Raw genomic sequence first — 25,189 nt, forward strand, 5'->3', positions numbered from 1 at the left:
GTTATCTTTAAAAATGGTGTCACACTTTGGCACCATTTTTTAGAAATTTTGACTATAATTTCTACTATGAAAAAACTTCTAATATTTTTAGTCTTCCAGACATTCCTTTTCTCAAATAGTTCGATATTGATAATTAATTCATATCACAAAGGTTATGAATTTAGTGATAGCATTATAAATGGCATTGAAAAAGTCATATATCCCCATTCAAATATTGATGTAAATATTTTGTACATGGATTCTAAAAGAGTTACTTCAAAAGAGTATTACGAAAGTCTAGAAAAGCTTTATCGAGTGCAATTAAAAAATAGAAAGTATGATTTAATAATTGCAGTTGATAGATTTGCTTATGATTTTGTATTAAGTATTTATAAAGAGTTTTTTAAAAATGAACCAATTCTTGCCGTTGGAATAGAAAATTTTTCTGTTAAAAAAGCAGAACATTATGGCGTAAAAGATAAAGTATCAGCTCTTTTAGAAAAAAGAGATTTAAAAGGTAATGTAGACATTATAAGAACGATTTTTCCAAGTATTAGAAAATTATATATTATAAATGACAAAAGTCCAAATGCACAACATACTGAACCACTTATTGAAAAGTTAATAAAGGACTTTAACAATAAGTTTGACATTGAATATATAATTGAAGATAATTTAGAAATTCTGAAAAAGAAATTTTCTAAAAAAGAAGAAAATAGTGCGGCACTTTTTATAAGGTTTTATAAAAATAAAGATGGGAAACTATATAAAAATCAAGAGATAGCAGATTTTATAAAAAATGCACAAATACCTATTTTTGTAACAGATTCTATTTTTATAAAAAAAGGTGCAACTGGTGGTAAAGTAATTGATTTAAATGATTTTGGTAGACTATCAGGGGAAATGGCCTTAGATATATTAAATAAAAAATCTCATAAGATAATTACTTATAAAGATTTAACTTATATATTTGATTCTCAAAAATTAAGTGAGTTTTATCTTCCTGTTGACGGCTTATCAATTCCTTACAAATTAATTAACAAAAGACCTACCTTTTATGAAAGACATAGGGGATTTATAAATTTTGTATTTACAATTTCACCTTTTTTGCTTTTTTTAATATTAGGACTTGCTCATAATATTTATATGAGAAAACAAGTTGAAAAAGACTTAAGAAGAAGAATTGACTTTGATGAAGCACTTTTAAATGCAATTGAAAGTCCAATATTTTGGCAAGATTTTAAGGGAGTAGTTGTTGATTCCAATAAAACTTTCTGCAATCTTTTAGGTGTGAAATGTAATGATTTATATGGAAAAAAACTTGAAGATTTTAATGAAATTAGAAATGTTCAGAAAATTATAAAAGCAATAGATAATTATAATTTAAACATAGAAGAAAATAATGAATTTAATTTTATTGATAGTAAAAGAAAAAAGAAAATTTTTCTTATAAAACAAGAAAGATTTAAAGATGAAAAAACAAAATCTGAAGGTTTTGTTACTATTTTTACAGATATTACAAAAGAAAGAGAAGTAGCTATAGAAAAACAAAAAAATAGACAATTTATTATACAGCAAAGTAAATTAGCTGAAATAGGTGAAGTCTTTTCTTCAATTGCACACCAATGGAAATCTCCTCTTGTAGAAATAACAGCAATTGCACAAGAACTTTTTTATACAAAAAAATGTGAGCAAGTAAAAGAAGATGATAGTTTTGTAAAAGATATTATGAATCAAGTATCATATATGACAAATACTATAAATGAGTTTCAAAAATTTATTATGCCCTCTAATAAAAAGGTTGAGTTTAATATAAAAGAAGCTGTTGAAAGAATGCTTGAAATAATACATCACAATATTAAGTATAATAGTATTAATATAAATTTGGATATAAGAGAAAATACAAACTTAAATGTATATGGCTATAAAAATGAGTTTATGCAATCATTTCTAAATATTGTAAATAATGCAAAAGATGCTCTTTTAAATAATGATTATAAAAATAGAAAAATACAAATAAAAGTTTTTAATGAAGATAAAAAGTTAATAATAACAATAAAAGATAATGCGGGTGGAATAAATGCTAAAAGTATGGATAAGATTTTTGGAGCATATTACACAACAAAAGAAGATGGACATGGTATTGGATTGTATATGACAAAAGTGATCATTGAAGATAAAATGAATGGTCAAGTCTCTGTTGAAAATATAGATGGTGGTGCTATGTTTACTATAAAACTGGAACAAAATTGATGAAAATATTAGTATTAGAAGATAATGAAAGACTTAGCAATGTGATAAAACAAGCCTTAGTTAGTGAAAACTATAAAGTTGATTGCTTTTATGATGGCGAGGAAGCTGCTGAAGCTTTAGGTAATGGTTATTCTTGCTTTATTTTAGACATAAATGTTCCAAATTTAGATGGAATAACTGTTTTAGAATATATTAGATTTAATCATGCAAAAACACCTGTTATTATTATAAGTTCTAATCATGATTTGGAAAAAATACAAAAATCATATGAAGGTGGATGCAATGATTATTTAAAAAAACCATTTTATATATTTGAACTTGTTCAAAAAGTAAAAAAACTCTGTTCTCTTCCTAAAATGTTTTTAAAATTTAGTGAAGATTGTAAATATGACTTTATAAATCGTCGATTATTTAAAAATGAAATTGAACATGAACTTACAAAAAAAGAGATACTTTTTTTGGAATTATTTTCAAATAATTTACATCGTGTCGTAACCTATGAAGAGCTTGAAGAATACGTATGGGAGGGCGAAGAAACAACCCTCGTAAATATAAGATCAATGATAAAAAGGTTGAGAAAGAAACTCCCTGAAAACAGTATAATTATTATTAAAGGAATAGGATATTCTTTAAGTAAAGCAGTTTTTATTTCATAAAATTATTGTTGTTCTGGAATTTGACTTGCATCTATTGAGTATCCAATTCCTTTTACGATTTTGATAGCTTTTTCTGGAATTTTTCTTCTAATTCTTTTTACAAGTGCACGAACATTCATAAGGGATGTTTCTTCTCCTTCCCATACATAGTCTTCAATTTCATTAAAACTAAAAACTCTATGAATATCTTTAGCAAGTAACTCTAAAAAAAGAATCTCTTTTTTTGCTAATTGAATTTCTTCTTCATCTTTAACTAAAAAATGTTTATTATAATCAAAAATATAACCATTGCCCAAATCTAACAATGTAGATTTAACTTGACAAAGTTTTTGTACTTTTTGAATAAGCTCATACATGAAAAAAGGTTTTTTTAAATAATCATCACACCCAATTTCATATGACTTTTGAATCTTTTCTAAATCATGATTAGAGCTAATTATTATTGCAGGTACCTCGCTATGATACATTCTTATGGATTCCAAAATTGTAATTCCATCTATTGTTGGAACATTAATATCTAGAATAAAACAGGAATAACCATTTGTAATCATTTCTAAAGCTTCTGCTCCATCATAAGTAGTATCAACTTGATACCCACTTTTACTTAATGCTTGTTTTATTAAATTGCATAATCTTTCATTATCTTCTAAAACTAGTATTTTCATTTTTTTAACTCCAGTATAATGCTAAATTTTGCACCACCACTTACATTCTCAACCGTGATTTGACCATCCATTTTATCTTCAATAATTAATTTTGCCATATATAGTCCTATACCATGTCCATCTTTTTTTGTAGTAAAATATGGTTCAAATAGTTGATTGATGTATTTAAGAGGAACGCCACCACCATTATCTATTATATCTATTTGAATATTATTGTGAATATTTTTTATGTTTATAAATATTTCCCCTTGTGTAATTTTGCCTTTAGATTTTTGTTTTATAATAGAGTCTTTTGCGTTATTAACAATATTTAATAAAGTTTGCATTAGTTCATTTTTATACCCAAAAATTATTAAATTAGTTTCTGGTTCCACATTTATTTTTACATTAACATAATTATATTTCATGTTATGACGAATTATTTCTAACATATCTTCAACTGATTCGTTTATATCAAATACAATTTTTTGGGTTGATGGCATTATAAACTCTTGAAAGCTATTAATTGTATCTGTCATATATTTAACTTGGACCATAATATCACTTGCATAAGTGTTATTTACTTCGTCAAAATCATTGTTATTATCATAATAAAGTCTTTCTTGTGCAATTGTTGCAATTTCAATAAGTGGTGTTTTCCATTGATGTGCAATTGAAGAAAACACTTCTCCTATTTCTGCTAATTTGCTTTGTTGAATAGCAAATTCTTGATGTTTTCTTTTTTCTTCAACAGCTTGTTTTTCTTTTGTGATATCAGTAAAAACAGTAACTATCCCTTTTGTTTTAAAAATATTTTCTGTATAGTTTGTTTGATCGATTAGATATGTATGCTCTTTATCATCATCTCCTTTGATTACCATATGATTACCCTCTACCGTATTATTTATAAATGGTTTTAGTATTTTAAAAATAGGTTCTGTATTATGTTCTTGAAAATAATCTTTTAATTTTTTACCTTTTTCTTTTGGAGATGGAAAATTCATAAAATCACAAAATCTTGAATTAGAATCAACTACTTTACCCTTTTCATCTTGCCAAACAATTGGAGCTTTTATTGCATCTAATAAAACTTTATCAAACTCCATTCTTTGTTTAAGAAGTTTTGTACTTTTTATTCTAAGATAAAGGTTATGAATGAGTCCTAAAATTAAAAATAGTAAGAAAGGAGACATTAAAAAAACAAAATCAACAAATTGTCTATTTCTATCTAAAAAATCTTTTGGATAGTTTACATATTTATAATCAATTTTTAAAATATCTGGATGAAGATTAAACTTTTTGATTTTTTCAAAATCGAAAATATATTCAAATTTATCTGCTGTTCGAATAGTAGGGGTAGTAATGGTATTATTTAAAATTCCTAAAATATCTTCTCCTGATTTAATTCCTACTTCTTTTACTGGAACTAATTTTCCACCTGTTGATCCTTTTTTTATAAAAAGTGTATCTGTTGAAAAAACTGGAATTTTACTAGAATTTATCATTTGAGAAATTTCGTTATTAGTATATAATTTTCCATATTTATCATTGTAAAATCGAATAAAAAAGACTGCTTCATTTGGAGTATATTTGGAAAATTTTTCTTTTAAATCATCTAATGTTGAGCTTCTTATATATTGAACTTCAAATTTATCATTTAAATTATATATTTCATTTTGAATAAAAGGATCAGAGTCATCTCCATTTTCACTTTTATCATTTATAATATAAAGTTTTTTTAGATTTGGTATTAATTTATGTATTATTTCTAAGGTATCACTAATTGCTCTTTTTTCAAGCAATCCAGAGACTTTTGATTGTAAATTATATTTTTTTACTTCATCTTGAGAGAACTGTTCGAGTCCTATGAAAAATATAGGTTCATCTGTAAATAGTTCATTATAATTTTGTAAAATAAATTCATATGAAAATTTATCAATTGCAACAATTAAATCATATTTGCTTTTTGAAAGTTGTAACTTATAAAGATCTTTTAGTTTTTTGTAATACTTTGAGGATGTAATTCTTTTTGAGTCCATGTATAAAACTGTAGAATTAACTTTTTTATCATTTAAAGCCGATTCTATTCCATTTAATACATCATCACTCCATTGAAATCCTCTATGATATGAATTAATAATGAGTATATTTTTATTGTTACTTGCAAAAAGATTAATATTTAATAATGTAAGGCTTATTAAAAATAAAAAAACTTTTAATTTCATGGTACTATTTCCTTATTTTAAGCAAGGGATATTATCTAAATATATAAAAAAGAGGAATTAAATTCCTCTTTTTATATTAATATTTAAAGTACATATCCTGTAATTCTTTTTTGTCATGGGTTTTTGTAAGACCTAACATTAATAAAATTCTTGCTTTTTGTGCATTTAAATTATCTGTTACAATAAATCCATATTTTTGATCGTCAACTTCACCATGTAGATTTGTTCTACCACTTCCAACTCTTGAAGTTCTAGCAACAACAACATTTTCTTTAACTGCTTGTGCTAATTCATCTTGAGTTGTTGGATATGGATTTCCATTTCCCATACCTGCATATATGATACCTTTTGCTCCTGCTTTAACTGATGCTTTTACAAAAACATCATTTCCACCAGCATGACCATATACAATATCTACTCTTGGTAAAAAGTTGATTTTTTCAATATCAAATTCTGTATCAAATGTATTTTTTCTTGTACTAGTCATATAATAATGTACATCACCATAATAAACAGTACCAATTCTTCCAGTGTTTGGAGATGCAAATGCATTTACCATAGAAGTATTTACTTTTGTAACTTCTCTTGCACTATGAATTTCATCATTCATTACAACAACAACACCTTTTTTATATGTGTCTTTATTTACTGCTACACTAACTGCATTAAATAGATTCATTGGTCCATCAGCACTCATAGATGAACCAGATCTCATAGCCCCAACAACAACGATAGGTTTTTTACTTTTTACAGTTAAATCAAGAAAGTATGAAGTTGCTTCCATTGTATCTGTACCATGTGTAATAATCACACCATCAATATCATCTTTTTTAAGTAATTCGTTTACTCTTTTTGCTAATTTTAACCAAACTTTAAAGTTCATTTCTTGTGAACCAATATTAGAAATTTGTTCACCTTTAATATTTGCCATTTTTTTGATTGAAGGAACTGCTGCTATTAATTTATCAATAGTAACTGAACCTGCTGAATATTCACTCTTAATAGCAGAATCACCTGCTCCTGCTATAGTTCCACCAGTAGCTAATATTACAATATTAGGTTTAGCTAAAAGTACCGATGTTCCAATAAATGCAAATAGTGCAACTGTTCTTAATAACTTTGTCATTTTGTTCTCCTTATATAAATTTAAATTAGATTAAAACTTTCGTGTAAGTTTGATCTTACACGAAGTCCATAAATTTTTTAATTAGAGTACCATTCCTGATACGATGAATCCAAATACAACACTTAATGCAATTGCTAAGACACCAGGAACAATAAATGGGTGATTGAATACTAGTTTTCCAATTCGTGTAGAACCTGTATCATCCATCTCAACTGCTGCTAATAATGTAGGATAAGTTGGTAATACAAATAATGCACTAACTGCAGCAAATGATGCAATTGCAGTACCAGGATCAACACCTAAAGCTAAGGCAGCAGGCATTAAAGCTTTTGTAGTTGCACCTTGTGAATATAAAAGCATACTTGCAAAGAATAATGTAACTGCTAACATCCAAGGATATTGACTTAATAATGTACTTGCAAAACCTTTGATTTCATCGATATGTGCACCAACAAAAGTTGTACCTAACCAAGCAACTCCTAATACACAAATACAAGCACTCATCCCTGATTTAAAAGTAGATGCACTAATAATTTTACCAGAGTCAATTTTTGTAAATAATACAATCAATGTTGCACAAGCTAACATAAATACCATAATTGCTTCATTTCTTGGCAATGTTGGATTCGTAATGATTCCAACTTTATCACTAATTAATGTTGCATAAGTCACAACTGAGAAGATAGTCATACAAAAAATTGCAACAGAAAGTTTTGCACCTTCTTTAATTTCTACTTTTGTTTCACCTCTTAGTTTTACTAAGCCTTTTTTCATTCTTTCTTGATAAACAGAATCATCTTTTAAATCTTTTCCCAAAAAGTTACTTACGAAAGCTGTAATCATACATGCAGCAAATGTTGTTGGAATTACAATTGCTAATAACTCAATATATCCAACACCAAGAGGTTCTAAAATTCCACTAAAAAATACAACGGCAGCAGAAATTGGAGATGCAGTGATTGCAATCTGAGAAGCAACAACTGCTACTCCTAATGGTCTTGATGGTCTAATCCCTTGTTCTTTTGCAACTTCTGCAATAACAGGCAAAGTTGAATATGCTGTGTGTCCTGTACCTGCAAGTAATGTCATAAAATATGTAACAGCTGGTGCTAAATATGTAATATGTTTAGGGTTTTTTCTTAAAACTTTTTCCGCAATACTAACCATATAATCAAGTCCACCAGCAACTTGCATCGCAGCAATTGCTGCGATAACTGACATAATAATTAGGATAACATCAATAGGAATACTTCCTGGTGTAAGACCAAAAAATAAACATAATACAAGTACCCCTAATCCACCTGCATAACCAATCCCAATACCGCCCATTCTGGCACCTAAAAATATAGATCCTAATACAACTGCTATTTCTAAAACTAACATAATGTCTCCTTTTGTTATTTAGATATTTTTTTATTAACTATTAATACATCTTGGTTTAATCATATTTTTTGGTTCAATAATTTCTTCTAACTGATCTTTTGTTAATAATTCTCTTTCTAGAATAATTTCATATACAGATTTCCCTGTATCCAATGCTTCTTTTGCAACAATTGTTGAGTTTTCATAACCAATATATGGATTTAATGCAGTTACTAACCCAATACTATTTAAAACTAAAGTTCTACAGTGTTCTTCATTTGCTGTAATGCCATCAATACATTTTGTAGTTAATGTTTGAAAAGCTTTTATCATCATATTCATTGAATTAAATAAGTTAAATGCAATTACTGGTTCAAATACATTTAATTGTAATTGTCCACCTTCACTTGCCATTGTAATAGTAACATCTGCACCAATTACTTGGAAAGCTACTTGATTTACAACTTCAGGAATAACAGGATTAACTTTACCTGGCATAATTGATGAACCCGGTTGCATTGGTGGTAGATTAATTTCGTTAAATCCAGTTCTTGGACCTGAACTTAATAATCTTAAGTCATTACAAATTTTAGAAATTTTAGTCGCAACTCTTTTTAATACACCAGAAATTTGTACATAAGCACCTGTATCTTGTGTAGCTTCAATTAAATCTTTTGCTGTAACAAAAGGTCTTCCTGTAACTTCTTGTAATCTTTGTTCAACTTCATGTGCATAATCAGGATGAGAACAAATACCTGTTCCAATTGCTGTTGCTCCTAGGTTCATCTCTCTTACTAATTGTTGAGATTCAATCAATCTTTGTATATCTTCAGCAATCATTGTTTCATATGAATGAAATTCTTGACCTAATGTCATAGGAACAGCATCTTGTAATTGTGTTCTTCCCATTTTAATTACATCTTTAAATTCAATTGCTTTTTTTGCAAAAGAATTTTGCATTATTTTCATTGCATCTGTTAATTCATAAATTTTTTCAAATAATGCAATTCTAAATGCTGTTGGATATGAGTCATTTGTTGATTGTGATTTATTTACATCATTATTTGGGTGTAGATATTGATATTCACCTTTTTTATGACCAAGTAATTCTAATGCTCTATTTGCAATAACTTCATTTGCATTCATATTAACAGAAGTACCAGCTCCACCTTGAATCATATCAACAACAAACTGATCATGTAATGCTCCTCCCATAATTTCATCGCAGGCTTCACAAATTGCATTTTTTTTATGTTCATCTAATAAATTTAAATTAAAGTTAGCAAGTGCAGTAGCTTTTTTTACTTTTGCTAACGATACGATAAATGTAGGAAATTGTGATAAAGTCACACCAGTAATATTAAAGTTCTCTTGAGCTCTTTTAGTTTGCACTCCATAATATACTTCATCAGAAATTTCTCTTTCTCCAAGTAAATCATGTTCCAATCTTGTTTTCATTTTTGTTGTCATTTTATTTCCTTTTATTATTATTAGAAACTTAACTTTAAAAATTAATATTTCTTTTTAATATTGAAATTGTAATCCTCTAAAATGAACTAAAAGTTATGTTTTTAATAAATTCTAGTAAATTAGCTATATTTATAAGAGAAAACTATTTTTATTATAAGAATAATAGAGGTTAAAAATCTAAAATATTATTTTGGAGTGTTTGTATAGAGATATTGGTATTAATTAATAGTTAAGTTATAAAAGAAAAATTCCTTTATAACTTAAGAGTTATTTATCGATATTTTCGATAAATCTTTTTTCATTTACAGAGTTCAAAATCGTTTTAGCAATGGTTGCTGTGTAAATAGCTATATCCTGTGTTTTTGAAGCTACAGAAGCATTGTTTTGTGTTTGTTGGTCTAACTTATTAACTACATCATTAATTTGTTCTATGCTTACTCTTTGTTCGTGAGATGATTCAGAAATATTTTGAATCATTTTTTCTGCTTTATCAAGATTTTCTTTTAAACTGATATATCCAATAATCATATCATCAGTAGTTTTTTTACCATCATTTGCTTTAATAGTTGCATTTTCAACTAAATCTTTTATTTCTTTAGCTACCTCTGCACTTCGTGAGGCTAAGTTTCTTACTTCTTGTGCAACAACTGCAAAACCTTTTCCTGATTCTCCAGCGGTAGCTGCTTCAACAGCTGCATTTAAAGAAAGTATATTTGTTTGAAAAGCAATTTGATCGATTAATTTGATAGCTTCTGAAATAGACTTAGTTTGTTCATTGATTTGATTCATTGATTTTACACTTGAGTTTGCAAGTTCATGACCTAAATTGATTGACTTAGACAATTCATCAGAATATTTAACCATTGTTGATATACTTTGAGTATTGTTAATTATTGTAGATGTAATTTCTTCTAAAGCTGCTGCTGTTTCTTCTAATGACACTGCTGTATTATTAGAAGATTTATTTAATATTTCAACATTTTCGAGTAACTCTTCAGAACTTTTATTTAAGGATAAACCATTAAGTTTATTTTCTTGTAACATTTTATTAATAATATTACTCAAGTCATTTAAACCTAAAGATATATTACCAGTAGGATTTTTAATATTATCTGTAAAATCTAATTTTGAATATTTTTTTAATGATTCCAAAATAGAATTAATGTCTTTATCGACATTTATACTTATTGTTTTAATCATTTCATTAAAAATCTCTTTTAATTCATTTAAAGATTTATTAGAAGTAGTACTCTCAACAAAGACATCCAATTTACCTGCATTAATTATTTTTACAACATCTTTTACATTATTTATAAAATTTCTATCTTTTTCTAAATTATTTTCAACTAGTTCCATCTCTTGGTTGATTATACTAGCCATATTCCCAAATTCATCATTAGTAGTAATATTTAATTTTGTTATGTTAGTTACTTCTCCTTTTAAGTAATTAAAAAAATTCAATAATCCATTTTCAAGAACTTTTAAAGGCTTTAGTATTTTTATTAAAGATATAAATAAAAAGAGAAGAATAGCTATTAAAAGTACAAGATAAAGAATTATTTCATATGTTATATTTTTATTGATTTGTTTAAAAATTGATTCTTTGTCTAATTCAACTACTAAGTACCAAGAAACAACAGGAATTTTACTGTAAGCCAGAATTTTTTTTGTATCATTTGCTAATACTTCACCAAAATTATTATCTGATTTTGTTTTTATTTGTTTAAACAAAATATTTTCTTTATTTAAAAGTTTTCTATTTTTATGAATTAAAGTTTTTCCATTTTCTCCTATTAAATATGCAAAGCCTTCATTTCCCATTTTTAGATTTAAAATAGTATCAACTACTGTGTCTAAAAATATATCTGCACCAACGATTCCAATAGTTATTCCTTCTTTTTTTAAAGGAGCAAAAACTGTTATTATTAACCGTTTTGTTGTATTATCAATAAAGGGCTCAGTTATTCCAGCTTTATTAACTTCTATAGCTTTCTTGTACCATGGTCTAAGCCTTGCATCATAATTTGTATTTACAATATTTTTTAATATACCATTAGATTTAATTAAATCTCCATTTTCTTCTAAGCCCACATAAGTGCTTGCAAAATCACCTGCTTTTTCACCTAATAATAATTTACTAACTAAAACTTTATTTGAGATATCTAAATTTTCACTTGTTATTCCATCTGTAGTAGCTTGAATAATTTTGATTTTGGATTCTAAATAATTATTTATAAATTTAGATGTTTCTTGTGAGATATCAAGTTCTTTTTGTTTTACTAAGTTATATTCTGAGGTATATTTATTTCGTGTATTGTAAAAACCAAGGATTAAGAAGGAACAAGAGATGCTAACTAAAACTAGTAGCAACAACTTAGATTTTATGTTATTAATTTTCATTTTTTTTCCTTAAGAATACAAAGATTTAAGACTCTTTGTATTCATATTATTTAAGAGAAATATCTTTCTTAAGAACCTTTAACAGTAGCTAATTTTCTTCTCATATAAGCGATTTTAGTTTGAAGAGGTAAGTGTTTAGGACAAGTATCTTCACAACCAAGAAGAGTCATACAACCAAATATACCATTATCATCACCAACTAATTCATAATAATCTTCAATTGTTCTCTCATCATGTGGATCACATTCAAATCTAGCAATTCTATTTAATCCAACAGCACCTACGAAATCTTCTTTAATAAGTTTTGTACCACAACCAGCAACACAACATCCACATTCAATACATCTATCTAATTCAAATACAGCATCAGCAACTTCAGGCTCAATAGGCATTTCAATATTTGCAATATCTACTTCATGAGAAGAGTGAACCCAAGATTCAACTCTTTTACTCATCTCATCCATCCAAACACCAGTATTTACAGATAAATCTTTGATAAGATTAAATGTAGGAAGAGGAAGTAAAATAATCTCTTTTGGTAGATCTCTTGTTAAAGTTCTACAAGCAAGTTTTGGTCTTCCATTTATCATCATCGCACAAGAACCACAAATCCCAGCTCGACATACAAAGTCAAAGCTCAATCCCGCATCTTGACTCTCTCTAATTTGAGTAAGAGCAATATAAATTGTCATACTAGGAGCTTCTTGAATTTTAAATTCTTCAAAGTAAGCTCTAACATTTTTTTCATCTTGTGGATCATATCTAAGTATTTTAAAAGTTAATTCTCTAGACATTACAAATCTCCTAATCTAATATTTTTTCTTTTATATTCATCTTGAAGTGGAAATGGCATAAGCTTATCTTGGATTTCATATCTATCTTTACCATCTAATTCCATTTTTTCCACCATCTCATCAACTTGCGCTTGTCTTTGAGCACTAATAGGATTTTCAATTAAATTACCTTTTGCTCCATACCCTCTAAATCCAGGAGGTATTTCCATTTTCATAATATCTAATGGTTCATACTCAACTGTTGGCATAGTATCTCCTTCATTCCATGAAGTAAGAGTTCTTTTTAACCAGTTCGCATCATCTCTTTTTGGATAATCTTCTCTTGTATGAGCACCTCTAGATTCAGTTCTATCAAGTGCACCTTTTGCAACACAAAGAGCTACTTTTAACATCATTGGAACTCTATATGCTTCTTCAAGTTCTGGATTTGCAGTAAGTTGTTTATTTCTTACAGCTACATTTTTAGATTTGATATATAACTCTTCAAGCTCTTTTACTGCTTTTTCTAAACCTTCTCCATCTCTAAAAATTCCAACATAATCTTGCATAATTTTTTTCATTCTATTTTTGATTTTAAATACATCATCTCCACTATTTTTAGAAACTAAGTTTTTCATATAAGCTTCTTTTTCATGGACAAATTTTTCAATAACATCTGTTTGAATATCTATTTGAGTATTTATACAATAATCTGCAAAGTAATTCCCAACAATCATACCAGCAACAACTGTTTCAGAAACAGAATTTCCTCCAAGTCTATTGAATCCATGCATATCCCAACAAGCAGCTTCTCCACAAGAAAATAATCCTTGTAATGTTTGTGATTCTCCTGTTGGTTTTGTTCTAATACCACCCATAGAGTAATGTTGCATTGGATGAACTGGTGCCCAACCTTTTTGACCTTCATCTGCTGGATCTATTCCTGCAAATGATTCACAGATTTCTTGAACATCTCTTAGATTTTTTTCAATATGTTCTCTTCCTAAAATAGAAATATCTAACCAAAGGTGTGTTCCATAAACTGAATCAATACCTTTTCCTTTTCTCATATGTTCCATCATTCTTCTTGATACAACATCTCTTGAAGCTAGATCTTTTTTCTCAGGTTCATAATCTGGCATAAATCTATGTCCATCAACATCCCTTAGAACACCACCATCACCACGACAACCTTCAGTTAATAAAATACCAGATGGGAAAAGTGGAGTAGGGTGAAACTGTACAGCTTCCATATTTCCAAGTTTTGCGATACCTGTTTCTAAAGCAATAGCAGTTCCTATTCCTTCACAAATAACTGCATTAGTTGTGATTTCATAAATTCTTCCATATCCACCAGTCGCTATTAAAGTACCTTTTGAAACATAAGCTACAATATCACCAGTAATTAAATCTCTAACAATAGCACCATAACATTTATTATTGTGGTGAATTAATCCAATTGCTTCTTTTCTATCTTCAATATTTACATTTAGTTTTAATGACTCATTAGCAACGGCAAATAACATAGTATGACCTGTTGCATCAGAGGTATAACAGGTTCTCCATTTTTTTGTACCACCAAAGTCTCTTGAGTTGATTAAACCATGTTTATCATCTTCTTCAAATATATTAGTTTTTTTTGTATTGATAACTGCTTCATGGTTCCCTTTTTTGATTCTAGACCAAGGAACACCCCACGCTGCAAGTTCACGAATTGCTTTAGGTGCAGTTGTAACAAACATTCTTGCTACTTCTTGATCACATCCCCAATCGCTTCCTTTTACAGTATCACTAAAGTGTACATCTTCATTATCACCTTCACTCATTTTTGCATTACCAAGACTAGCTTGCATACCACCTTGAGCTGCTGCACTATGAGATCTCTTAACTGGAACTAAACTTAAAACTGTTGTACTTAAACCTTTTTGCGCAGCTGCAACTGCTGAACGAAGTCCTGCAAGACCTCCACCAATTACTAACGCATCACAATATTTAATTTTCATATTAAAACCTTTATTTTTTCATTAGTTGTATAGAATCATTAGGATTATATTTCATTGGTGCATGGTCAATTCTGTCCATACCAATTTTTATATAAGCAAATAGTGTTACTACTCCTAAAGTTAGAAAGAAAATACTTACAATTTTTTTTGCTTTCATCATTTTTTTTCTCGTCTCTTTAGGATTTTTTCCATCAAACCAACCCCATTTCATAGCCGCACGATACAATCCAATTGAACCGTGAAGCTCAACACAGATTAATAAAACCATATATAAAAGCCACATGTGTTGATTTACAACTCTATATGCACTTGAATATGGACCGATGTTTTCAGGTTGTGTAAACATAATATATAAGTGAATTGTTGCTATGAACATCATAATTAATCCACTTATCCATTGAAACATCCACATTGATGTATCAGAGTGTTTCATCATTTTTGAATGTTCTCTTATTTTTATATATGCTTTATATGAAGTAGGGAACTTTCTAATTCCTAAAAGTGCATGGCCAACAAATATCACTGTAATAATTCCAACAAATATACTTACAATAAATGGAAGACCACCATCAAATATAAAATCTAGTTCAAACATTTTAGTTACTGTATACATTACATTTTCACCAAAAAGTATTGTTGACACAAAAAACATATGTGCCATCATAAAAATTGCAAGTATTACTCCTGATGCTGTTAATGCTTTATCAAGTTTAGCAGGAATTCTACTCTTATTGCCATCAGGATTTTGCCCTGTATAAGCCTCAATAACTTCATTCATTTTCTCTCTCCTTAATTGAATTCATGTTGAGGAATTTTAGTAAGTGAAAATGAACTAAAAGTGATATTTATCAGTTTTAATGAAAAATATTAAAAAATTATGAAGAAAAAATTGTTTTATTTTTTTTTAAGTAGAATTACAGATTAAAAGAAATAAGCCTTAAGAGATAAAATACTTAAGGCTTATATTTTATGTTTAAAGCTTAGATAGTTCTCCACTTAGCAGGACCAGTAGTGTGAATAGAAACACCCTCAGTATCAACAGCTACAGTAACAGGCATGTCTTTAACCTCAAACTCATATATAGCTTCCATACCAAGTTCTTCAAAGGCTAATACTTTTGCTGATTTAATTGATTGTGAAATCAAATAAGCAGCTCCACCAGTAGCTATTAAATACATTGATTTATACTCTTTGATTAAATCAATTGTTGGTTGTTTTCTCTCAGCTTTTCCAATCATTCCCATGATTCCTATTTCCATCATATCTTTTGTAAATTTATCCATTCTTGTTGAAGTTGTTGGTCCCGCAGGTCCTACTGCTTCATCTCTTACAGGATCAACTGGTCCAACGTAATAAATAAATCTATCTTCTAATTTAACTCCATTAGGAAGATCTTTACCTGCATTTTTATATTCAACTATTTTTTTATGTGCTGCATCTCTAGCTGTTAAGATTTTTCCAGATAATAAAAGTGTATCTCCTGATTTAAATTGAGATAAATTCTCTTTTGTTAAATCTTCTATATTTACTCTTTTAATTGTATCCATTGGTAATTCAATATCTGGCCATAAATCTAAATCTGGTTTATTAAATACAGCTGGTCCATCACCTTTTAGTTTAAAGTGAATATGTCTTGTTGCTGCACAGTTTGGAATCATAGCAACAGGAAGTGATGCTGCATGACATGGATAATCTAATATCTTAACATCAAGTACAGTTGTAACTCCACCAAGACCTTGAGCTCCAATTCCTACTTTATTAATATCTTCATATAATTTAAGTCTTAATTCTTCTAGTGCATTTTGAGGACCTCTTGCTTTAAGTTCATGAATATCAACATGACTCATTAAAGACTCTTTTGCTAAAAGCATAGCTTTCTCAGGATTTCCACCAATTCCAATTCCTAATATTCCAGGAGGACACCATCCAGCTCCCATATTTCTAACATTTTCCATAACCCAATCATAAATACTATCACTTGGATTTAATACAGCAAATTTAGATTTATTTTCACTTCCTCCACCTTTTGCTGCAACTGTAATATCTATCTCATCTGAATTATCTACACTTACATGAATAACTGCTGGTGTATTATTTTTTGTATTTACTCTTTTTCCAGCAGGATCAGAAACTACTGAGTATCTTAAAGTGTTATCAGGATCTGTATACCCTTTTGCAACACCTTCATTTAATAAATCAACTAACTCTTTTTTAATATCTAAAGGAGCATTTAATCCAACCTTTACAAAGATATTAACACTTCCTGTATCTTGACATAAAGGTCTATGACCCATTGCACACATTTTTGAATTAATTAATATTTGTCCAATTGCATTTTTTGCAGCTTCACCTTTTTCTACATTATAAGCTTCTACCATCCCTTTTACAAAATCTTCTGGATGATAAAATGATATGTATTGACATGCGTCTGCTATACTCTCGATTATATCTTGTTCGGTTATTTTTTTCATAATGTCCTCCTTAAGAACCTTTAACAGTAGCTAATTTTCTTCTCATATAAGCGATTTTAGTTTGAAGAGGTAAGTGTTTAGGACAAGTATCTTCACAACCAAGAAGAGTCATACAACCAAATATACCATTATCATCACCAACTAATTCATAATAATCTTCAATTGTTCTCTCATCATGTGGATCACATTCAAATCTAGCAATTCTATTTAATCCAACAGCACCTACGAAATCTTCTTTAATAAGTTTTGTACCACAACCAGCAACACAACATCCACATTCAATACATCTATCTAATTCAAATACAGCATCAGCAACTTCAGGCTCAATAGGCATTTCAATATTTGCAATATCTACTTCATGAGAAGAGTGAACCCAAGATTCAACTCTTTTACTCATCTCATCCATCCAAACACCAGTATTTACAGATAAATCTTTGATAAGATTAAATGTAGGAAGAGGAAGTAAAATAATCTCTTTTGGTAGATCTCTTGTTAAAGTTCTACAAGCAAGTTTTGGTCTTCCATTTATCATCATCGCACAAGAACCACAAATCCCAGCTCGACATACAAAGTCAAAGCTCAATCCCGCATCTTGACTCTCTCTAATTTGAGTAAGAGCAATATAAATTGTCATACTAGGAGCTTCTTGAATTTTAAATTCTTCAAAGTAAGCTCTAACATTTTTTTCATCTTGTGGATCATATCTAAGTATTTTAAAAGTTAATTCTCTAGACATTACAAATCTCCTAATCTAATATTTTTTCTTTTATATTCATCTTGAAGTGGAAATGGCATAAGCTTATCTTGGATTTCATATCTATCTTTACCATCTAATTCCATTTTTTCCACCATCTCATCAACTTGCGCTTGTCTTTGAGCACTAATAGGATTTTCAATTAAATTACCTTTTGCTCCATACCCTCTAAATCCAGGAGGTATTTCCATTTTCATAATATCTAATGGTTCATACTCAACTGTTGGCATAGTATCTCCTTCATTCCATGAAGTAAGAGTTCTTTTTAACCAGTTCGCATCATCTCTTTTTGGATAATCTTCTCTTGTATGAGCACCTCTAGATTCAGTTCTATCAAGTGCACCTTTTGCAACACAAAGAGCTACTTTTAACATCATTGGAACTCTATATGCTTCTTCAAGTTCTGGATTTGCAGTAAGTTGTTTATTTCTTACAGCTACATTTTTAGATTTGATATATAACTCTTCAAGCTCTTTTACTGCTTTTTCTAAACCTTCTCCATCTCTAAAAATTCCAACATAATCTTGCATAATTTTTTTCATTCTATTTTTGATTTTAAATACATCATCTCCACTATTTTTAGAAACTAAGTTTTTCATATAAGCTTCTTTTTCATGGACAAATTTTTCAATAACATCTGTTTGAATATCTATTTGAGTATTTATACAATAATCTGCAAAGTAATTCCCAACAATCATACCAGCAACAACTGTTTCAGAAACAGAATTTCCTCCAAGTCTATTGAATCCATGCATATCCCAACAAGCAGCTTCTCCACAAGAAAATAATCCTTGTAATGTTTGTGATTCTCCTGTTGGTTTTGTTCTAATACCACCCATAGAGTAATGTTGCATTGGATGAACTGGTGCCCAACCTTTTTGACCTTCATCTGCTGGATCTATTCCTGCAAATGATTCACAGATTTCTTGAACATCTCTTAGATTTTTTTCAATATGTTCTCTTCCTAAAATAGAAATATCTAACCAAAGGTGTGTTCCATAAACTGAATCAATACCTTTTCCTTTTCTCATATGTTCCATCATTCTTCTTGATACAACATCTCTTGAAGCTAGATCTTTTTTCTCAGGTTCATAATCTGGCATAAATCTATGTCCATCAACATCCCTTAGAACACCACCATCACCACGACAACCTTCAGTTAATAAAATACCAGATGGGAAAAGTGGAGTAGGGTGAAACTGTACAGCTTCCATATTTCCAAGTTTTGCGATACCTGTTTCTAAAGCAATAGCAGTTCCTATTCCTTCACAAATAACTGCATTAGTTGTGATTTCATAAATTCTTCCATATCCACCAGTCGCTATTAAAGTACCTTTTGAAACATAAGCTACAATATCACCAGTAATTAAATCTCTAACAATAGCACCATAACATTTATTATTGTGGTGAATTAATCCAATTGCTTCTTTTCTATCTTCAATATTTACATTTAGTTTTAATGACTCATTAGCAACGGCAAATAACATAGTATGACCTGTTGCATCAGAGGTATAACAGGTTCTCCATTTTTTTGTACCACCAAAGTCTCTTGAGTTGATTAAACCATGTTTATCATCTTCTTCAAATATATTAGTTTTTTTTGTATTGATAACTGCTTCATGGTTCCCTTTTTTGATTCTAGACCAAGGAACACCCCACGCTGCAAGTTCACGAATTGCTTTAGGTGCAGTTGTAACAAACATTCTTGCTACTTCTTGATCACATCCCCAATCGCTTCCTTTTACAGTATCACTAAAGTGTACATCTTCATTATCACCTTCACTCATTTTTGCATTACCAAGACTAGCTTGCATACCACCTTGAGCTGCTGCACTATGAGATCTCTTAACTGGAACTAAACTTAAAACTGTTGTACTTAAACCTTTTTGCGCAGCTGCAACTGCTGAACGAAGTCCTGCAAGACCTCCACCAATTACTAACGCATCACAATATTTAATTTTCATATTAAAACCTTTATTTTTTCATTAGTTGTATAGAATCATTAGGATTATATTTCATTGGTGCATGGTCAATTCTGTCCATACCAATTTTTATATAAGCAAATAGTGTTACTACTCCTAAAGTTAGAAAGAAAATACTTACAATTTTTTTTGCTTTCATCATTTTTTTTCTCGTCTCTTTAGGATTTTTTCCATCAAACCAACCCCATTTCATAGCCGCACGATACAATCCAATTGAACCGTGAAGCTCAACACAGATTAATAAAACCATATATAAAAGCCACATGTGTTGATTTACAACTCTATATGCACTTGAATATGGACCGATGTTTTCAGGTTGTGTAAACATAATATATAAGTGAATTGTTGCTATGAACATCATAATTAATCCACTTATCCATTGAAACATCCACATTGATGTATCAGAGTGTTTCATCATTTTTGAATGTTCTCTTATTTTTATATATGCTTTATATGAAGTAGGGAACTTTCTAATTCCTAAAAGTGCATGGCCAACAAATATCACTGTAATAATTCCAACAAATATACTTACAATAAATGGAAGACCACCATCAAATATAAAATCTAGTTCAAACATTTTAGTTACTGTATACATTACATTTTCACCAAAAAGTATTGTTGACACAAAAAACATATGTGCCATCATAAAAATTGCAAGTATTACTCCTGATGCTGTTAATGCTTTATCAAGTTTAGCAGGAATTCTACTCTTATTGCCATCAGGATTTTGCCCTGTATAAGCCTCAATAACTTCATTCATTTTCTCTCTCCTTAATTGAATTACTTATTCTGAAAAGGAGTTTATATCAGGAAAATGTCATTAATATGACTTTATTAAAAAAATATAATATTTTTTATTCAGAAATATTTAATACTTTTTAAATGTGAAGATAAACTTAATGCATAGAATTAAGTTTATTAAATTAATCTTCTACTTAATAAAAATTGAGTATTATTGTGCCTTTATAAATATATGATAATATATATAGTTTGTGTGATTTTAAAAGTACTTGATTACTAAAGGAAAGAAGAAGATGTTAGATTTAGCGATAATCGGAGGCGGACCAGCAGGATTAACAGCAGGTTTGTATTCAACAAGAGGTGGATTAAAAAATGTAACGATGTTTGAGATGGGTATGCCAGGTGGACAAATCACAGGAAGTAGTGAAATAGAGAATTACCCAGGACAAGTAGAAATAATAAGTGGGATGGACTTGATGGAATCATGGCCAATTCAAGCTATGAGATTTGGCTTAAAACATGAGATGAATCAAGTAATTAAAGTAACAAAAACAGGTGAAGTGTTTACAGTAGAATTAAGTGATGGGACAAAACAAGAAGCAAAATCAGTATTGCTAGCAACAGGATCAGTTCCAAAAAAAGGTGGATTTAAAGGAGAAGATGAATTTTTCGGAAGAGGAGTATCAACTTGTGCCACTTGTGATGGGTTCTTTTATAAAAATAAAGAAGTAGCAGTAATAGGAGGAGGAGACTCAGCTTTAGAAGAAGCAGTTTACCTTTCAAAGATGTGTTCAAAAGTATATTTAGTGCATAGAAGAGATACATATAGAGCAGCACCAAGTACAATAGAACATATGAAAGCTTGTGAGAATATAGAAGAAGTAAGTAATGTAACAGTAGAAGAAGTATATGGAGATGTTACAGGAGTACTAGGAATAAAAGTAAAAAGTAAAGAGACAGGTGATATAAGAGATTTAGCAGTACCAGGAGTATTTACATTTGTAGGAAGAGATGTATTAAGTGATAGCTTAAAACAAGAAGATGGAAGTTACCTATGTGAAGTAAATGAAGCAACAGAAGTAGTGGTAGATTTAAAGATGAGAACAAATGTACCAGGATTATATGCCGCAGGTGATGTAAGAATAGATGCAGCGAAACAAGTAGTATGTGCAGCTGCTGATGGTGCTACTGCTGCTGTTAATATTATTGAATATTTAGGATAAACAAATATGATAAATGTAGGGATACTAGGTAGTACAGGAAGAGTTGGTTCTCTTTTAATAGATGATTTACAAAATGATGAACAAGTAAAGTTAAGTGCTTGTCATGTTTCCAATAAATTGAATAAAACTGTTCCCGAAGGTACAGTTGTAACAAATGATATAAATATACTTTTAGAAAGTTCAGATGTTGTTATAGATTTTTCAGTACCAGCTGCAACAGAGCTTCTTCTTACTGAAGTTATTGAAGGGAAAAACAAAAAACCTTTGGTAATAGCAACTACAGGATTTTCAAAACATCAACAAAATTTACTTATAGAAGCTAGTAAATTAGTACCTATTTTATATGCAACTAATATGAGTTTAGGAGTTGCAGTTTTAAATAAACTTGTAACTCTTGCTTCTAAGACATTAAAAGATTTTGACATAGAAATTGTAGAGCAACATCACAGAAATAAAGTTGATTCTCCTTCAGGTACAGCTTTAACACTTGCAGAACATGCAGCAAGTGCAAGGGATCTAAATCTTGACGATGTAAGAGTTTCAGGAAGAGATGGAATTATTGGTGCAAGATCTAAAGATGAGATTGCAGTTATGAGTTTAAGAGGTGGAGATATTGTAGGGCGACATACTGTTGGCTTATACAATGATGGTGAATTTATTGAATTAAATCATACAGCAACTTCTAGAAATACTTTTTCAAAAGGTGCTATTAAAGCTGCTAAATGGCTTGTAAATAAAGAAGCTGGTTTATACTCAATAAATGATTGTTTAGGTCTATAAGGAAATAAAATGTGCGCAATAGTTGGAATTTTTGGTAATGAAAAAGCTTCTAGGTTAGCCTCTTTGGCTCTATTTTCTATGCAACATAGAGGGCAAGAAGCAACAGGAATATCTTCATCAAGTGATGGTAAAATTTATACAATTAAAAATAGAGGTTTAGTTTCTGAAGTTTTTGATAATACTGCCTTGGAATATTTAAAAGGTAATATGGCAATAGGTCATAATAGATATTCAACTGCAGGTGGAGATTCTATTTTAGATGCTCAACCAGTATTTGCAAAATATAAATTAGGTGAAATATCAATAGTACACAATGGAAACCTAATTAACAAAAAAGATGTAAGACAAGACTTAATCGACAATGGTGCTATTTTTCAAACAGGAATGGATACTGAAAATCTGATTCATTTAATTGCTAAAAATTCTAAAGATAGATTAAGAGATAGAATAAAAGAGGCTTTAGATAAGACTATTGGGGCATATTGTTTTATAATTCAATCTCGTTCTAAACAGTTTGTTATTAGAGATAGATATGGAATTAGACCATTATCAATTGGAAAATTAAAATCTGGAGGATATATAGTTGCTAGTGAAACTTGTGCATTTGACTTAGTTGATGCAGAGTTTATTAGAGATGTAAGACCAGGTGAAATGTTGATTTTTAGTGAAAAAATAGAAGAACCAGAATCAATTCAATTATATGAACCAGAATATAGACCTTGTGCTTTTGAATATGTATATTTTGCAAGACCAGATTCAGTAATTGATGGTAAAAGTGTATATAGAGCAAGAGAAGATATGGGAAAAACTTTAGCAATCAATGATAAAGGTAATAATATCAAAATAGATATGGTAATTCCAGTACCTGATTCAGGTGTTCCAGCAGCTCTTGGTTATGCAGCTGAAAGTGGAATTCCTTTTGAGCTTGGAATTATTAGAAATCACTATGTTGGAAGAACATTTATTGAGCCAACACAAGAGATGAGAGATTTAAAAGTTAAGATGAAATTATCTCCTATGAAATCATTAATTGATGGGAAATCTCTACTTGTAATTGATGATTCTATTGTAAGAGGAACTACATCTAGAAGAATCGTAAAAATTCTAAAAGAAGCAGGAGCAAAAGAAGTACACTTTAGAGTTGCAAGTCCAGAAATCAAATTTCCTTGTTATTATGGAATTGACACACCTACAAAAGAAGAATTAATTTCTCATCGTATGAATAAAGAAGAGATTAGAAAACATATCCAAGCTGACACTTTAGAATATCTTTCAATCGAAGATTTAAAGAACTCTATTGGAAATGATAGAAACTATGCATTAGAAAGTTTTGATGGTGACTATTTCGTTACAAAATAATAAAGTAAAAGAAAAAAGACCTTTAAAAGAGATATTTACTATTGGAAAATATTTCCGTAGTAAGTTTGGTGAAACTATTTATAAAGTTCCAATCTCAATATCTGGATTTACTTGTCCAAATATTGATGGAACTGTAGCAAAAGGTGGTTGTAGTTTTTGTGAAAACGACTCTTTTTCTCCCAATTTACAAGAAAAAAAAGCTAAATTTAAACTGCATCCATCAAATCCATCAAATCCCTATTTAGATAGACAATTAAAACAACTAGAAATGCAATTTAATGCCACAAAAGAAAGGCTTGGTAATAAATTTGGTACAAAAAAATTTATAGTTTATTTCCAATCTTTTACAAATACTTATGCACCTTTTGAGACTTTAAAAGCTCTTTATACCAAAGCTTTGTCCTTTGATAATGTAATAGGTTTAAGTATTGGTACAAGAACTGATTGTGTTACTGATGAGATACTAGATTATTTAGCTGATTTATCAAAAGAAAAAGAGATTTGGATAGAGTATGGAATACAGTCTTTTTATGATGAAACATTAGAAAAGATAAATAGAGGAGATAATTCTTCTAATATCAAAAAGTGGATTACTAAGTCAAAAGAAAAAGGCTTGAATGTTTGTGGACATTTGATTTATGGATTGCCAAATGAAACTCAAGAGATGATGCTTGAGACATTAAGACAAACAATTGAGTTAGATATTGATTCTATAAAATTCCATCCTTTATATGTAGTTAAAAATACACTTTTAACAAATGAATATAAAAAAGGAAGATTTGCTCCAATAAGCGAAGAATTATATATAGATACAGTTGTTAAATCTATTAAAATGCTTCCTCATAATATCTCTATTCAAAGAATAACAGCTGGAATTTCTGATGAAAGTTTATTGGCTCCACAATGGTGTAAAGATAAAAATGCACAAATACAAAAGATAAAAAAAGCTTTACTAAAAGAGGGATTACGCTATTAATTTGTATCTATT

At 29.3% G+C, this 25,189-nt stretch carries 19 protein-coding genes; 6 read left to right on the forward strand and 13 right to left on the reverse strand.

Translation table 11 applies throughout. From position 1 onward, the window contains the following. Nucleotides 1-126 precede the first annotated feature (126 nt). Together ACNI3D_RS02270 and ACNI3D_RS02275 are read left to right on the forward strand one after the other, a co-directional pair. The gene (locus tag ACNI3D_RS02270) at nt 127-2,232 is read left to right on the forward strand and encodes an ABC transporter substrate binding protein (protein WP_419768100.1); all 2,106 of its coding nucleotides are present in this window, start codon (nt 127-129) and stop codon (nt 2,230-2,232) included. Beyond that, nucleotides 2,232-2,888 (forward strand): response regulator transcription factor, encoded by a 657-nt coding sequence (locus tag ACNI3D_RS02275; RefSeq protein ID WP_419768101.1) that lies wholly within the window; start codon nt 2,232-2,234, stop codon nt 2,886-2,888. Before ACNI3D_RS02270 ends, ACNI3D_RS02275 begins: the two co-directional genes overlap by 1 nt. 2 nt (nt 2,889-2,890) lie before the next feature. On the opposite strand, the gene ACNI3D_RS02280 is transcribed toward ACNI3D_RS02275, so the two are convergent. The 13 genes from ACNI3D_RS02280 to ACNI3D_RS02340 form a co-directional block, all read right to left on the reverse strand. Next, the gene (locus tag ACNI3D_RS02280; RefSeq protein WP_419768102.1) at nt 2,891-3,553 is read right to left on the reverse strand and encodes a response regulator transcription factor; all 663 of its coding nucleotides are present in this window, start codon (nt 3,551-3,553) and stop codon (nt 2,891-2,893) included. After that, the gene (locus ACNI3D_RS02285) at nt 3,550-5,757 is read right to left on the reverse strand and encodes a sensor histidine kinase (RefSeq protein WP_419768103.1); all 2,208 of its coding nucleotides are present in this window, start codon (nt 5,755-5,757) and stop codon (nt 3,550-3,552) included. Before ACNI3D_RS02285 ends, ACNI3D_RS02280 begins: the two co-directional genes overlap by 4 nt. 76 nt (nt 5,758-5,833) lie before the next feature. Further along, nucleotides 5,834-6,883 (reverse strand): type II asparaginase, encoded by a 1,050-nt coding sequence (locus ACNI3D_RS02290; RefSeq protein ID WP_129102034.1) that lies wholly within the window; start codon nt 6,881-6,883, stop codon nt 5,834-5,836. Nucleotides 6,884-6,964: 81 nt separating this feature from the next. Continuing rightward, nucleotides 6,965-8,266, reverse strand: coding sequence for an anaerobic C4-dicarboxylate transporter (locus ACNI3D_RS02295; protein ID WP_129102033.1), 1,302 nt, complete (start codon nt 8,264-8,266; stop codon nt 6,965-6,967). A gap of 33 nt (nt 8,267-8,299) precedes the next feature. Next, nucleotides 8,300-9,703 carry an aspartate ammonia-lyase gene (gene aspA, locus ACNI3D_RS02300; RefSeq protein WP_129102040.1) on the reverse strand — a complete coding sequence of 468 codons (1,404 nt, stop codon included), beginning with the start codon at nt 9,701-9,703 and terminating at the stop codon, nt 8,300-8,302. Nucleotides 9,704-9,982: 279 nt separating this feature from the next. Further along, nucleotides 9,983-12,115 carry a methyl-accepting chemotaxis protein gene (locus tag ACNI3D_RS02305; protein WP_419768104.1) on the reverse strand — a complete coding sequence of 711 codons (2,133 nt, stop codon included), beginning with the start codon at nt 12,113-12,115 and terminating at the stop codon, nt 9,983-9,985. Between the two features lie 68 nt (nt 12,116-12,183). After that, nucleotides 12,184-12,909 carry a fumarate reductase iron-sulfur subunit gene (locus tag ACNI3D_RS02310; RefSeq protein WP_129102107.1) on the reverse strand — a complete coding sequence of 242 codons (726 nt, stop codon included), beginning with the start codon at nt 12,907-12,909 and terminating at the stop codon, nt 12,184-12,186. Then, nucleotides 12,909-14,891, reverse strand: coding sequence for a fumarate reductase flavoprotein subunit (locus ACNI3D_RS02315; protein ID WP_419768105.1), 1,983 nt, complete (start codon nt 14,889-14,891; stop codon nt 12,909-12,911). Before ACNI3D_RS02315 ends, ACNI3D_RS02310 begins: the two co-directional genes overlap by 1 nt. A gap of 10 nt (nt 14,892-14,901) precedes the next feature. Then, entirely contained in the window at nt 14,902-15,669 is a 768-nt protein-coding gene (locus ACNI3D_RS02320) for a fumarate reductase cytochrome b subunit (protein WP_129102109.1), read from the reverse strand. A 202-nt stretch (nt 15,670-15,871) separates the two neighbouring features. Next, nucleotides 15,872-17,362, reverse strand: a complete 1,491-nt coding sequence (locus tag ACNI3D_RS02325; RefSeq protein WP_419768106.1) for a fumarate hydratase — start codon at nt 17,360-17,362, stop codon at nt 15,872-15,874. Nucleotides 17,363-17,372: 10 nt separating this feature from the next. After that, nucleotides 17,373-18,098 carry a fumarate reductase iron-sulfur subunit gene (locus ACNI3D_RS02330; protein WP_129102107.1) on the reverse strand — a complete coding sequence of 242 codons (726 nt, stop codon included), beginning with the start codon at nt 18,096-18,098 and terminating at the stop codon, nt 17,373-17,375. Next, the gene (locus ACNI3D_RS02335) at nt 18,098-20,080 is read right to left on the reverse strand and encodes a fumarate reductase flavoprotein subunit (protein ID WP_419768105.1); all 1,983 of its coding nucleotides are present in this window, start codon (nt 20,078-20,080) and stop codon (nt 18,098-18,100) included. Before ACNI3D_RS02335 ends, ACNI3D_RS02330 begins: the two co-directional genes overlap by 1 nt. 10 nt (nt 20,081-20,090) lie before the next feature. After that, nucleotides 20,091-20,858, reverse strand: a complete 768-nt coding sequence (locus ACNI3D_RS02340; protein WP_129102109.1) for a fumarate reductase cytochrome b subunit — start codon at nt 20,856-20,858, stop codon at nt 20,091-20,093. Nucleotides 20,859-21,132: 274 nt separating this feature from the next. On the opposite strand from ACNI3D_RS02340, the gene trxB reads away from it, so the two are divergent. Genes trxB through mnmL form a run of 4 tightly spaced genes read left to right on the forward strand, consistent with a single transcriptional unit; the run spans nt 21,133 to nt 25,177 of the window. Then, nucleotides 21,133-22,062: a thioredoxin-disulfide reductase gene (gene trxB, locus ACNI3D_RS02345; RefSeq protein WP_419768107.1), complete on the forward strand. Its 930-nt coding sequence runs from the start codon at nt 21,133-21,135 to the stop codon at nt 22,060-22,062. 6 nt (nt 22,063-22,068) lie between these two features. After that, complete coding sequence (dapB, locus tag ACNI3D_RS02350; protein WP_419768108.1) at nt 22,069-22,842, forward strand: 4-hydroxy-tetrahydrodipicolinate reductase; 774 nt, start codon at nt 22,069-22,071, stop codon at nt 22,840-22,842. 9 nt (nt 22,843-22,851) lie between these two features. Beyond that, complete coding sequence (gene purF, locus ACNI3D_RS02355) at nt 22,852-24,201, forward strand: amidophosphoribosyltransferase (protein ID WP_419768109.1); 1,350 nt, start codon at nt 22,852-22,854, stop codon at nt 24,199-24,201. Continuing rightward, complete coding sequence (gene mnmL, locus ACNI3D_RS02360; protein ID WP_419768110.1) at nt 24,176-25,177, forward strand: tRNA modification radical SAM protein MnmL/YtqA; 1,002 nt, start codon at nt 24,176-24,178, stop codon at nt 25,175-25,177. The genes purF and mnmL overlap by 26 nt, the downstream gene beginning before the upstream one ends. Nucleotides 25,178-25,189: the final 12 nt, after the last annotated feature.

Source organism: Arcobacter siniprincipis (SeqCode), assembly GCF_048571125.1.
GTDB classification, from domain to species: Bacteria; Campylobacterota; Campylobacteria; order Campylobacterales; family Arcobacteraceae; genus Arcobacter; species Arcobacter siniprincipis.

What these genes read in the sequence shown, in the direction of transcription:
- ACNI3D_RS02335 (WP_419768105.1), bottom strand. Translation starts at nt 20,080, where the DNA reads ATGAAAATTAAATATTGTGATGCGTTAGTAATTGGTGGAGGTCTTGCA.
- ACNI3D_RS02280 (WP_419768102.1), bottom strand. Translation starts at nt 3,553, where the DNA reads ATGAAAATACTAGTTTTAGAAGATAATGAAAGATTATGCAATTTAATA.
- aspA (WP_129102040.1), bottom strand. Translation starts at nt 9,703, where the DNA reads ATGAAAACAAGATTGGAACATGATTTACTTGGAGAAAGAGAAATTTCT.
- dapB (WP_419768108.1), top strand. Translation starts at nt 22,069, where the DNA reads ATGATAAATGTAGGGATACTAGGTAGTACAGGAAGAGTTGGTTCTCTT.
- ACNI3D_RS02310 (WP_129102107.1), bottom strand. Translation starts at nt 12,909, where the DNA reads ATGTCTAGAGAATTAACTTTTAAAATACTTAGATATGATCCACAAGAT.
- ACNI3D_RS02275 (WP_419768101.1), top strand. Translation starts at nt 2,232, where the DNA reads ATGAAAATATTAGTATTAGAAGATAATGAAAGACTTAGCAATGTGATA.
- trxB (WP_419768107.1), top strand. Translation starts at nt 21,133, where the DNA reads ATGTTAGATTTAGCGATAATCGGAGGCGGACCAGCAGGATTAACAGCA.
- ACNI3D_RS02315 (WP_419768105.1), bottom strand. Translation starts at nt 14,891, where the DNA reads ATGAAAATTAAATATTGTGATGCGTTAGTAATTGGTGGAGGTCTTGCA.
- ACNI3D_RS02285 (WP_419768103.1), bottom strand. Translation starts at nt 5,757, where the DNA reads ATGAAATTAAAAGTTTTTTTATTTTTAATAAGCCTTACATTATTAAAT.
- ACNI3D_RS02340 (WP_129102109.1), bottom strand. Translation starts at nt 20,858, where the DNA reads ATGAATGAAGTTATTGAGGCTTATACAGGGCAAAATCCTGATGGCAAT.
- ACNI3D_RS02290 (WP_129102034.1), bottom strand. Translation starts at nt 6,883, where the DNA reads ATGACAAAGTTATTAAGAACAGTTGCACTATTTGCATTTATTGGAACA.
- ACNI3D_RS02325 (WP_419768106.1), bottom strand. Translation starts at nt 17,362, where the DNA reads ATGAAAAAAATAACCGAACAAGATATAATCGAGAGTATAGCAGACGCA.
- ACNI3D_RS02320 (WP_129102109.1), bottom strand. Translation starts at nt 15,669, where the DNA reads ATGAATGAAGTTATTGAGGCTTATACAGGGCAAAATCCTGATGGCAAT.
- mnmL (WP_419768110.1), top strand. Translation starts at nt 24,176, where the DNA reads ATGGTGACTATTTCGTTACAAAATAATAAAGTAAAAGAAAAAAGACCT.
- ACNI3D_RS02305 (WP_419768104.1), bottom strand. Translation starts at nt 12,115, where the DNA reads ATGAAAATTAATAACATAAAATCTAAGTTGTTGCTACTAGTTTTAGTT.
- ACNI3D_RS02295 (WP_129102033.1), bottom strand. Translation starts at nt 8,266, where the DNA reads ATGTTAGTTTTAGAAATAGCAGTTGTATTAGGATCTATATTTTTAGGT.
- ACNI3D_RS02330 (WP_129102107.1), bottom strand. Translation starts at nt 18,098, where the DNA reads ATGTCTAGAGAATTAACTTTTAAAATACTTAGATATGATCCACAAGAT.
- purF (WP_419768109.1), top strand. Translation starts at nt 22,852, where the DNA reads ATGTGCGCAATAGTTGGAATTTTTGGTAATGAAAAAGCTTCTAGGTTA.